This window comes from Paenibacillus sp. cl141a, assembly GCF_900109305.1.
Lineage (GTDB): Bacteria > Bacillota > Bacilli > Paenibacillales > Paenibacillaceae > Paenibacillus_AQ > Paenibacillus_AQ lautus_A.
Genome location: NZ_FNZO01000006.1, coordinates 175,596 through 186,772, shown reverse-complemented (window position 1 = coordinate 186,772; position 11,177 = coordinate 175,596). Strand labels below are relative to the sequence as shown.

The window sequence follows — 11,177 nt, the reverse complement described above, 5'->3', positions numbered from 1 at the left end:
AATAGATGTGAATTAACAATCAGAAGGGCCCTTTCTTAATCAAGAGGGCCACTTCTGATTTTCCCTATAAAAATGAAGGAGTTGGCTGCCAATGTCTGAGCACGGAAATCGCATTCTTGTTGTTGATGATGAGGAACGGATTCGTCGTTTGTTGAAAATGTATCTGGAGAAGGAAGGATATGAAATCGAGGAGGCGGAGGATGGGGAGACGGCTCTTCGCAAAGCAAGCACGGAGGATTACGGGCTCGTTATTCTGGATGTCATGCTGCCCGGCATGGACGGCGTTGAAGTATGCACCCGACTTCGTCAGGTGAAGTCTACGCCGATCCTGATGCTGACCGCCAAAGGCGAGGAGATTAACCGAGTCCAAGGATTCGAGGTGGGCGCCGACGATTATGTGGTGAAACCGTTCAGTCCTCGCGAGGTGATCTATCGCGTTAAAGCCATATTGCGCCGTTCGTCCGCCACGGCTTATCTAAGCAAGGAGCCGAATCCAAGCAACAGCATCGTATTCCCTCACTTGATCATTGAACACGATGCCCACCGCGTGACGGCTGGCGGGCATGAAATCAGCCTAACGCCGAAGGAATACGAGCTTCTGCACTATTTGGCCTCATCCCCGGATAAAGTGTTCTCTCGGGAAGAGCTGTTGAAGGATGTTTGGAATTACGAGTTTTTTGGCGATCTTCGCACGGTCGATACCCATGTGAAGCGTCTGCGCGAAAAATTGAATAAGGTATCCACGGAGTCCGCAGCGATGATTACGACCGTATGGGGAGTAGGCTACAAGCTGGAGGTACCGAAGTAACGTGAGTTTTTGGAGATCACTTGTCGGCAAACTGTGGATTACGATAACCTGTTTGGTCGCGTGCGTACTGCTGACGCTCGGTTTATTCTTGCTCCCATATATCGATACCACCTTCGCGAATTCGGATGCCATCAAGCGTTTATTTACTTATGTCGCCATTATCGGCTTTTCGATGACCACCTTTTTCGGGTTGTTCCTGTTGACGAAAATTACGCAGCCCATGCAGCAGCTTATTGAGGCTGCCAACGATATCCGCAAAGGGAAATACGGCACGCGGTTGAACCTTGTGACCAGTGATGAGATCGGCGAATTGGCCAATACGTTTAACCATATGGCTGCGGAGCTGGAAACGAACATCCGCAATTTGAACCACGAGAAGGAACACCTGTCCAGCGTGCTGAGAAGCATGAGCGACGCCGTGATTACGTTTGACAATCACGGGCAGGTCATCCTGGTGAACCCACCGGGACTGGAAATCATGAAGACCTGGAAAGGGCTGCAGTGGGACGATGAGCTTCAGGGCGGAGGCTGGGCGGCCGATGTCATGCCAAAACCGCTCAGCGAGTTATATTATGCCACCGTCAACGAAGGCAAGGACCAAAGCGCCGATCTGCATGTGAATCAGGGAATCTGGTCAGCGCATATGGCCCCCCTGTATTCGGATGACGTGATTCGCGGAGCCGTCGTGGTGTTAAGGGACATCACCGAACAGGTTACATTAGAAAAAATGCGGACGGACTTCATTGCCAACGTGTCGCACGAAATACGGACGCCGCTGTCCATGATGCAGGGTTACAGCGAAGCGCTCCTGGACGGCATGGCAGCTTCACCCGAAGAGAGCAGGGAGCTTATTCAGGTCATTCATGAGGAATCCCTGCGGATGGGGCGTCTGGTGAAGGATCTGCTTGATTTAACGCGCATGGAGGCAGGACATGCCGAGTTATCCCTGCGGGAGATGGATGCAGGCGAATTGTGCGAGCGGGTATTCCGTAAATTTGCGGTTCGTGCCAAAGAGCGGGATATCGATCTTCAGCTGAACAAGCTCCATTCGAATCTTCAGCTCGAAGCGGCGGATGAAGACAAGCTTGAACAGGTGCTGACCAATTTGCTGGATAACGCTTTCCGTCATACGCCTTCAGGCAAGAAAATTCAAATTACGGCAGACCGGATCGCCGTATCGAACACGGAGGCGCTCCAGGTGAAGGTTAGCGACCAGGGAGTCGGCATTCCGCCGGAAGACCTGCCTTTTGTATTCGAACGATTCTACAAGGCCGATAAGGCACGTGTGCGTGGGGAGACGGTGGGAACCGGCATTGGCCTTGCCATCGTGAAAAATATCGTGACCGCGCACCATGGAACGATCAACGCGACAAGCGAAGTGGGAAAAGGCACCGTGTTTACGATGACGATCCCGACAAAAGCGGCAGAATCCTAGGGAATGCCCGCGCAAAAGGCAAAACACGCTCGCAAGGAGCGTGTTTTTTTGTTGAAATAAAGGGGTTAATCTTGTTCTACGTGGAACAATGATGAACCTCTTGGATTAAAGTTTAGCCTAGCGCGATTTGCTGCGCCGTGTTGAGTTCCGACAAGCCGGTAAGCTTGATCAGAACGTCCTTGGGAACGTCTTTATCCACCGTCAGCAGCATGATGGCCTCGCCACCGATCACTTTACGTCCCACCTGCATAGAGGCGATGTTGACATCGTTCTCGCCAAGCAGGGTTCCGACACGTCCGATAATGCCCGGTTTGTCGTTGTGGGAGATCAGAATCAGATGGCCTTCCGGAGAGATATCGACAGGGAATTTATCCAGACGGACGATTCGCTCGCCGTATCCCAGAAGAAGCGTACCCGCCACGATTCGTTCCAGGCCGTTTTGCGTTTTCAGCGTAACGGTAACGAGATTGGTGAAGTCTTTGGTTTTTGGCGTCTGCGACACAACGACATGCAAATCGCGGCTCTTCGCCAAATGCATGGAGTTGACAATGTTCACTTCGTTTCCGAGGTGGCGTTCCAGCACGCCTTTCACGATGTACCGGGTCAGGGCCTGCGTATCGACTTCAGCTAGCTCGCCTGCATAATCTACGTGAATCTCCTTTACCGCGTGTGCGGTGATCTGGGCCGCTACACTGCCCAATTTCTCGCCGAGCGAGAAGTAAGGCTGCAGCTTGTTCATGACGCTTGCGGCTACAAGCGGGAAGTTGACCGCATTCTTAAACGGCTCGTTGCGCAGGATGTGCAGCACTTGCTCGGAAACGTCGATCGCAACGTTCTCCTGGGCTTCAACAGTGGATGCACCCAGATGCGGAGTGACGATAACCTTCGGATGGTTCAGGAACGGATGATCGCTTTCAGGCGGCTCATGTTCGAATACGTCAAATGCGGCTCCGGCTACAATGCCTTCATCGATGGCTTCCACGAGCGCGCGCTCGTCGATGATGCCGCCACGGGCACAGTTTACGATCCGCATGCCACGTTTCATGACCTCGAATTGCGGTCTGGCGATCATGTGGCGCGTCTCCGGCGTAAGCGGAGTATGAACCGTGATGAAGTCAGCGTTCCGGATTATATTATCCACGGAGGAAAGCTTTACGCCCAGTTTATCCGCACGTTCTTCCGTCAGGAACGGATCGAAGGCCAGAATGTTCATGCCGAAAGCCTTGGCGCGTTTAGCCACCTCGCTGCCGATCCGTCCCATGCCCATAACGCCCAGCGTTTTGTTGCGGAGCTCTACGCCGAGGAAGGATTTGCGGTCCCAGGTTCCGCCTACCGTTTTGGCATAAGCTTGAGGGATGTGGCGGGCGAGGGCAATCATCATCGCAAACGTATGCTCTGCCGTCGTAATCGTGTTGCCGTCAGGTGCATTAATAACAACGATTCCGCGCTTTGTTGCCGCTTCAAGATCAATGTTGTCCACGCCAACGCCGGCGCGGCCAACCACCTTGAGATTGGTTCCTGCAGTCATGATGCGTTCTGTAACCCGCGTCTGACTCCGAACGAGGAGTCCGTCGTATTCACCGATAATGGCAGTGAGCTCGTCTTCGTTAAGCCCGGTTTTTTTGTCTACCTGCACATCGGCGGCCTCCATTAACTGCTGGATCCCCAAATCGCTGATCGGATCCGATACCAATACTTTAAACATGGTTTCTCTTCCTCCTTAAAATCCACTATAAAATGCGGTACTGCAATATTGAATAAGGATTACGCTTAGCGCGCGCTCCGTTATACACCAGAGATTCCGATAAAGCTTGCAAGAGGTCTATACAGGTTTGACGCGGTGTCGTGGCAAAGAGACAGGAACATAAAAAACTCTCAATCCGCATACTACCTCCGTAGTAAGGGACGAGAGTTATTCGTGGTGCCACCCTTATTCGCTGCCAAGATGCGGCAGCCTCAAGCGGTCTGTTCAGACCATGATTGGTAACGGATATCATCCGATTTGCGCCTACTCCAAGTTTCAGCGAAATATCTCAGGAACGCTCAAGAATACTTTACGCCACCGATTTGCACCAACCATCGGCTCTCTGAGGACGTTACGGTTTCTCTTTTCCGTCATCGGTTTTCACAGATTAATTTTTTCATAATGTATCATGGCTCTAACATTGTGTCAATAGGTGTTTATTTAGGCCAACCGCCTAGGAGCAGGGGAAGAAACAAGGGATAGCCTTGAATGTCATGCCGTTAATTTGCTATGATGCATATGCCCGCCTATGATTAAATTATACTTATATTAGTGTGGTTGTACACGAAGATATCTTAAAAATCAAGATGAAAGACAGGCCCATCTTCTATGAAAAAATTTAAAATACGCGTTAAAAGAATCGAAGCCCACCAGCTGAACGATCGGCTGCTGCTCATCAACCTGTATCTTACGCAAGCGTTGACGCTTATCGTCGGTTTGATCTGGATTTTGTTTCAGAACCGGAATCCGTTCGGATTATTTGTTTTTCCGAAGGAAATCGAGTTTGTTTATTGGGGTCTCGGACTTGCTGCAGCGATGCTGGCAGTGGACTTTGTATTGTCCCGGTTTGTGTCGGAGGATAGCATGGACGACGGCGGGATCAATGAAATGCTGTTCAGGAAAAGACCGGTTTGGCATATATTCGTTATCGCCCTGATCGTGTCCATCTGCGAGGAATTATTGTTTCGCGGAGCGATACAGCATGCGTTCGGACCCTATTGGACAAGCATCCTGTTCGCGCTGATCCATGTCCGATATTTAAAGCATTGGCTGCCGACTGGATGGGTTTTCTTGAGCAGTTACGGTCTGGGTTACGTCTATATACAAACGGGTACCATTTGGGCGCCAATTCTGTGTCATTTTCTGATAGATTTCATATCGGGAATGTTGATACGGTTTCGGAGGAAAGAGGAACATGAACGAGCTTAGCAGAATGCAACGGCATCAGGGCCGAAATAAAGGCCGGAAGAACAAGTCATCGGCTCAATCGGAAAAAAGAGCGGCGGAAAAGCCGCTGCAGGCAGAAGGGAATCGGAGTCGATCTAAACCCCAAGCTCCGGCAAGCACTGCGGTACCGAAGACGCGGGGCGGCAGCGCGGCGGATGGATTAAGCCGGTCCAGATCGACAAGGTCAAAACAGAATCCGATAGAGGAAGAGGTTTCGGCGCCTAAACGAACGAATACATATTCCTCCTATCGCGTAAGAATGAGCAAGTGGTTTGTGAACTCATTAATTGTCATCTTCATATTGTTGATGGTAGGTCTTCTGTGGTGGGGACTTATCGGAGCGCCTCCATTAAGGGAATTGTTAAAGGAGATATTATGAGTGTGCTGATGTGGATAGCGGGTGCTGCGGCACTCGGTGCAGGCGCAATCGGCTGGATGAGGGCTGAAGCCCGGGGCTATCGGCTGCGTGAAGAGGAAGTGGTATCCGAACGTATTCCGCGGTCGTTTGACGGGTTTCGGATGCTGTTCATCACCGACATACATCGCAGACAATTGTCTGAAGAGAAGCTATTATCCAATATATCATCGGTGGATTGCGTGCTCCTGGGCGGAGATATTACCGAAAAAGGGGTGCCCTTTGAGCGGTTGAGACATAACATGTCGGTTCTGGCCCGCATCGCTCCCGTGTATGCCGTACTGGGAAATCACGACCTGTATGCAGGCAAGGACGCCGTTCGCAAGGTATTGCGGGAGAGCGGGGTCATTCTGCTGAATGACAAGACCGTCACGTTGAAGCGGGATGACGAGTGTCTTGTTCTTAGCGGAGTCAGGCAGCCGGCAAGCAGGAAACATCCGTATTCGAAATTCCGGGGACATGCAGCGGAAAACCAGTATCACATCATTCTGGTGCATGATCCGATATGGCTCAAAGGCAAAGAAGAAACGCACGGGGATCTCCTGCTGGCAGGCCATACCCATGGAGGACAAATTGTGCTGCCGATTGCCGGAGCCGTTCGTCTGGAGCGCTTTTACAAGAAGTTTAAATCCGGATGGTATACGCTGCCGAGGAAGGCAGGCGAGTCTGTCCACTCCTCCAGGCTGCTGATCAGCCGGGGATTCGGCACTTCCCATATTCCGCTGCGCTTGAAATGTCCGGCGGAGTATCATGTGATTGCATTACGCAAAAAACCTTAATTCGATCGTCGGATGTTAGACGGCAGAATTAAGGTTTTTCCGGTTTTTCGGATTATCTTATTTTAGGTTCGATCCATTGCGGATCCACGAATCCATACCCTTTGTCCTCGAGCTTGGTCAGCAAGGAATCGAGCGCCTCTACGGTCCATGGAAGCTCATGCATCAAAATATTGCTGCCGGGATGAAGCTGCTCGAGCACGTTGCTCACAACGGCATCGGGTTTGTTTTTGTTTTTGCTTTCCCAATCCAGGGAACCGTTGGACCAAGTCATAAACAGCAGGTCATGCTCCAGTGCGACTTCCTTGACGGTATCTCCGCCGGAGCCGAACGGAGGCCGGAAAAACTTCGGTTCCGCTCCGGTCGCTTCCTTGACGATTTCCTGGACGTCCCCGATCTGTTTCTCGACCTTCTGTTTGCTTTCCTTTTTCAGGTCGATATGATCCCAGGAATGATTGCCGATGATTTGGCCGCGGTCATGGATCAGCTTCAACAGTTCGGGATGTTCCTTCGCGCGGTATCCATTCACGAAGAAAATGGCTTTGGCTTTATGCTTGTCGAGCGTATCGATCATGCGGTTGATCATTTTTTCATCCTTGGGACCATCGTCAAATGTGAGCAGCACCACCTTTTCGGGTACGGATTCATCGTTGGGTACGATTCGGTACACCTTATTCATGTGGTATTTCGGTTCGGACGGAGCCTCGGATTCCGGATCCTTGACGGCCTCTTCGGACGGGTCCGGAGAATCCGGGGATTCACTCGAGCTCGTGCTGGACGGGTCTTCGGGCTTGCCCTGTTCGGCCGATGGATCGGTGTTTTCTTTCGGAGGGGACACCTGTCCGGCGGATTCGTTTATCTGCGTTGTCTGGGTAGTACCGCCTTCCATAGCCGCGCCTTGCTTCTGAGCAGCGCCGTTGCTGCCGCATGCACTGAGCATCAGGCAGCAGGCCAACAGAAGGACTGTTCGTGTTCTAACCATGATTCCATCTCACTTTCCTGTATTTATGTAGCATGAGTTCCTGGCGGTGCGAGAACAATAAACTCGAGTTTATCATAGAAGGAGGTATCATTTGTGAAGACTTCGTCATTTCTATATGGTGTCATTATCGGTGCCGTTGCATCCCGGATGATTTCCCGCAAAAACAGCATGTTCTTCTCCTCGATGATGAAAGACGCGAATCTTGGCCGGTTTGCAAATACCGCGATGCGTAAAATTCAAGGCAACAAGAGCCAGTTTAGCGGCTCCAGCCGAGAAAGCGTGTCTCCCAGTTCAGGCCGACATGATTCCACTCATTCCCATGGAACTGCAGGGGTACAGGCATCGACTCATTCGAAGGCTGCCAACCTGAAGCAGGTCAAGGATTTCATCCGAAACAACCCTGATGTGAAGAACGAAGTCGAACAGATTTTGAAAGAGACCCACACCGTCATACCGGGTTTGTAAACGGCATCAACCTTTTTGAATCATTCTCGGGGAACGGCCTCACGAATCCCTGTGAATGATTCTTTTTTCTTAAGCTACATATTTACGTGCATTTGTGGGTATTAAATGATAAAATCAATTATATAAAACCATTTTTATCACGTCATAATCCAGACATCATAATTTGTTATAAACTTTTGTTTACGTAAGGAGGATCCTGTCATGAAAATAGAGCGTTTGAGTCAAGATAAGATACGGATTTTCCTCACGTTTGACGATCTGAGTGAGCGTGGGATCCAGAAGGAAGAGATGTGGCAGGAAATACCGAAAGTTTATGACCTGTTTACGGAGATGATGGATCAGGCATACAGTGAACTCGGATTTGATGCCACCGGACCTCTTGCCGTTGAGGTGTTTGCACTGCCTGCCCAAGGCATGGTGGTTATTGTGACGAGAGGGAAATACGATCATCATTTCGGCGGCTTGTCCGAAGAAGATATGCCGGACGAGATTTATGAAATGGAAGTAACGCTGGATCAAAGTGATACCATCGTCTATGTTTTTCAGGATTTTGAAGTGCTCATTGAAGCATCGCATATGTTGAAGGACCTTGTAGGCGGAGCGGGCAAGCTCTATCACTATATGGATAAATGGTTTTTGTACTTCGAACCCGAGGAATTGGATAGCGAGAAGCTGCCGGCTATTATTGCAATGCTGGCCGAGTTCGGCGAATCCTCTTCGGTGACGGAGGCTATGCTGGAGGAATACGGGAAGAAAGTGATGCCTCAGCAAGCGGTTGAGGTTATCTGTACACACTTCCAGCGTCAGCAATAATGGATGTGGGCGTGCGTGCCGGACTTCAGGCCCGCAACAACGGAAGGGGAATTTCAGTGCTGGTGTTCTCGATCATTGCGTCAGCTTTGGCGCCGGGACTCGCATTGCTCACGTATTTTTACCTGAAAGACAGGTATGATCAAGAACCCCTGCACATGGTGATTAAAGTGTTCATGCTAGGGGTTCTGATCGTTTTCCCGGTCATGATTTTGCAGCGGGGAATGATACTATGGCTAGGCGACAATCCGGTAGTCAACTCACTGTTCGTTTCGGCGGGCGTTGAGGAATTTTTAAAATGGTTCGTGATGTATCATATTATTTTTAACCATACGGAATTTGACGAGCCTTATGACGGCATATTATATGCAGTTGCGATATCGCTGGGATTTGCTACGGTAGAGAATTTGCTTTACGCCTGGTACAGCCAGGCAGCCTTCGGCCCGATGTTCATGCGGGCGCTGCTGCCCGTTTCGGGACACGCAATGTTTGGCGTCATCATGGGATACTACATGGGACATGCGAGGTTCACGGAAGGGAAACGAAGAAGATTCTTCCTCGTGCTGTCCATGGTTCTGCCTTGGATGTGGCATGGTCTTTATGACCTGATTCTGAATTTGCTGACCCACACATGGGTATGGTTTATCGTTCCACTCATGGTACTGCTGTGGTATGGCGGCATGGGCAAAATCTCCAGAGCGAACAACCGCTCTCCTTTCCGCTTCATTAATCGGGAGGAAGAGGTTAATACGTAACAAATCAGGGCACACTTCATTCTATAGACCTTGGCTGACAGCCTGGGAATCATAGAAAGGGAGGTGCCTTTTTTGCGTGTAAAAGTGAAAATTCTTTGCAAGGATTGCGGTGAGCGATTCGTATTGCGCGGAAAGAAGGAGCAGGGCCGGATCGAAACCGGATTTAAGCAGTGCCTGTGCAACAACCGGGATCACTTCGATATTGAGGAAGATTTCTAATTGACGAAGGAATGATTCAGGGATGCATAAGACTTCTTTCTTCTAGTCAAACTAACGGCAGTGAGTAGAAGAAAGGAGACTATCGCATCATGTACAAACGATTAAGCGCTATTCTGTTTCCTGTAGCCACCATATTATTGATCGGGGCTCTGGTTTGGGGATATCAAGAAAATAAAGAGAAGAACGCCATCTTGATTAACGCCGAGAACCAATACCAACGGGCATTTCATGACTTGTCGTACAATATGGACAGGATTCATGCCGAGCTCGGCAATACGCTTGCGGTCAGCTCGACTTCCCAAGGGATGCACCGGAAGGGGCTGATGAATGTATGGCGCCTGACCAGCCAGGCGCAGAACGAAATCAGCCAACTGCCGCTAACGCTGCTTCCGTTCAACAAAACCGAAGAGTTCCTGTCCCGGATATCGAATTTTGCCTACAAAACAGGTGTTCGCGATTTAACGAAGGAGCCGCTTAGCGAAAATGAAGTCAAAACGTTGAAATCGTTATACGCCAACTCCGGCGAAATCACGAAGGATTTGCAGCATGTGCAGAACAAGGTCATCGCCAACAGTCTGCGCTGGATGGATGTAGAAACCGCCTTGGCTACGAATAAAGTCGAAGATAACTCGATTATTGACGGATTCAAAACGGTGGATAAAAAAGTAGAAGCTTACCCTGAGCTTGATTGGGGTCCATCGGTAAGCAGCATTTATGACAGACGATCCGTGAAGCAGCTGGCAGGCATGCCGGTCTCGGAGCAGGATGTGAAGCGCAAGGCGCTCAAATTCTCCGACACGGGCAATCAAGCCGACGTACAAGTGACGAAGAACGGTAGCGGTACCGAGTGGGTATCCTACACGGCCAAAGTCAAACACCCGAAAGGCCATATGCTCAGCATGGATTTCACCGAAAAAGGCGGACAGCTGATCTCCTACACGGATGAACGGAATGTCGGCGCGAAGAGAGCATCCGTTCAGGATGCCATCGACAAAGCCCAGCAATTCCTGACGAAAAAAGGCTATTCCGACATGACGGTCGTATCGGCCGATCAATACGACAATCTGGCCAACTTCTCTTTTGTTCGCGAAGAGGACGGCGTGCTGATTTATCCTGAGAAAATCACCGTGCGCTCGGCCTTGGATAACGGTGAGGTCATCGGTTTTCAGGCAAGCGACTTTGTTTACGAGCATCAGGTAAAGCGCGATATCCCGCAGCCAAAGCTCAGCCTCGCCGAAGCGGAGAAGGTTCTGAACCCTGAATTCAAGGTGCTCTACCACCGCAAGGCCTTAATCAAAAACGACCGTTCCGAGGATGTGCTGTGTTATGAGTTCGGCGGACGCATCAACGGCTCCCAATACCGGATCTACATTAATGCGGATACGGGCCTGGAAGAGACGGTCGAGGTCGTTAAGGATGCGCAGGCAGGAATTAAATAGCCGTTTCTTGATGTAATACAAGCCGGTTCAGGCGATTTCCTGAATCGGCTTTTTCTTGTGGAGAACTGCTGCAAAGCAGCCAGTATAGTGTATGAGGAATAC

12 protein-coding genes and 1 other annotated feature are annotated in these 11,177 nt (G+C 50.4%); of the genes, 10 read left to right on the top strand and 2 right to left on the bottom strand.

The genetic code is table 11. The annotated features are described in order from the left end of the window. Positions 1-91: 91 nt before the first annotated feature. Both BMX45_RS18330 and BMX45_RS18325 read left to right on the top strand, forming a co-directional pair. Positions 92-808: a response regulator transcription factor gene (locus BMX45_RS18330; RefSeq protein ID WP_090910928.1), complete on the top strand. Its 717-nt coding sequence runs from the start codon at positions 92-94 to the stop codon at positions 806-808. Between the two features lies 1 nt (position 809). After that, a complete protein-coding gene (locus BMX45_RS18325) occupies positions 810-2,243 on the top strand; it encodes an ATP-binding protein (protein ID WP_090910927.1) in 1,434 nt (477 codons plus the stop codon). A gap of 112 nt (positions 2,244-2,355) precedes the next feature. On the opposite strand, the gene serA is transcribed toward BMX45_RS18325, so the two are convergent. Next, positions 2,356-3,948 carry a phosphoglycerate dehydrogenase gene (gene serA, locus BMX45_RS18320; RefSeq protein WP_090910926.1) on the bottom strand — a complete coding sequence of 531 codons (1,593 nt, stop codon included), beginning with the start codon at positions 3,946-3,948 and terminating at the stop codon, positions 2,356-2,358. Between the two features lie 193 nt (positions 3,949-4,141). Beyond that, positions 4,142-4,371 (bottom strand) — a binding site (T-box leader). Positions 4,372-4,596: 225 nt separating this feature from the next. On the opposite strand from serA, the gene BMX45_RS18315 reads away from it, so the two are divergent. From BMX45_RS18315 to BMX45_RS18305, 3 genes are read left to right on the top strand one after another with little or no spacing between them, the layout of a single operon-like run. Beyond that, complete coding sequence (locus tag BMX45_RS18315; RefSeq protein WP_015734505.1) at positions 4,597-5,196, top strand: CPBP family intramembrane glutamic endopeptidase; 600 nt, start codon at positions 4,597-4,599, stop codon at positions 5,194-5,196. Continuing rightward, the gene (locus BMX45_RS18310; protein WP_090910925.1) at positions 5,183-5,593 is read left to right on the top strand and encodes a hypothetical protein; all 411 of its coding nucleotides are present in this window, start codon (positions 5,183-5,185) and stop codon (positions 5,591-5,593) included. The genes BMX45_RS18315 and BMX45_RS18310 overlap by 14 nt, the downstream gene beginning before the upstream one ends. Further along, positions 5,590-6,408 carry a metallophosphoesterase gene (locus BMX45_RS18305; protein ID WP_090910924.1) on the top strand — a complete coding sequence of 273 codons (819 nt, stop codon included), beginning with the start codon at positions 5,590-5,592 and terminating at the stop codon, positions 6,406-6,408. The genes BMX45_RS18310 and BMX45_RS18305 overlap by 4 nt, the downstream gene beginning before the upstream one ends. Before the next feature lie 52 nt (positions 6,409-6,460). Here the strand turns inward: BMX45_RS18305 and BMX45_RS18300 are convergent, their stop codons facing one another. Continuing rightward, entirely contained in the window at positions 6,461-7,387 is a 927-nt protein-coding gene (locus tag BMX45_RS18300) for a polysaccharide deacetylase family protein (RefSeq protein ID WP_090910923.1), read from the bottom strand. 93 nt (positions 7,388-7,480) lie between these two features. On the opposite strand from BMX45_RS18300, the gene BMX45_RS18295 reads away from it, so the two are divergent. From BMX45_RS18295 to ypeB, 5 genes are all read left to right on the top strand, one after another. After that, positions 7,481-7,852, top strand: a complete 372-nt coding sequence (locus BMX45_RS18295) for a hypothetical protein (RefSeq protein ID WP_090910922.1) — start codon at positions 7,481-7,483, stop codon at positions 7,850-7,852. A 201-nt stretch (positions 7,853-8,053) separates the two neighbouring features. Continuing rightward, positions 8,054-8,665: a genetic competence negative regulator gene (locus tag BMX45_RS18290; RefSeq protein WP_090910921.1), complete on the top strand. Its 612-nt coding sequence runs from the start codon at positions 8,054-8,056 to the stop codon at positions 8,663-8,665. A gap of 56 nt (positions 8,666-8,721) precedes the next feature. Continuing rightward, on the top strand, positions 8,722-9,417 hold the full coding sequence (gene prsW / locus BMX45_RS18285; protein WP_090911039.1) for a glutamic-type intramembrane protease PrsW: 696 nt from the start codon (positions 8,722-8,724) through the stop codon (positions 9,415-9,417). 72 nt (positions 9,418-9,489) lie between these two features. Then, complete coding sequence (locus BMX45_RS31380) at positions 9,490-9,636, top strand: hypothetical protein (RefSeq protein WP_009595221.1); 147 nt, start codon at positions 9,490-9,492, stop codon at positions 9,634-9,636. A gap of 89 nt (positions 9,637-9,725) precedes the next feature. Then, positions 9,726-11,075 (top strand): germination protein YpeB, encoded by a 1,350-nt coding sequence (ypeB, locus tag BMX45_RS18280; protein ID WP_090910920.1) that lies wholly within the window; start codon positions 9,726-9,728, stop codon positions 11,073-11,075. The last annotated feature ends 102 nt before the right edge of the window (positions 11,076-11,177 follow it).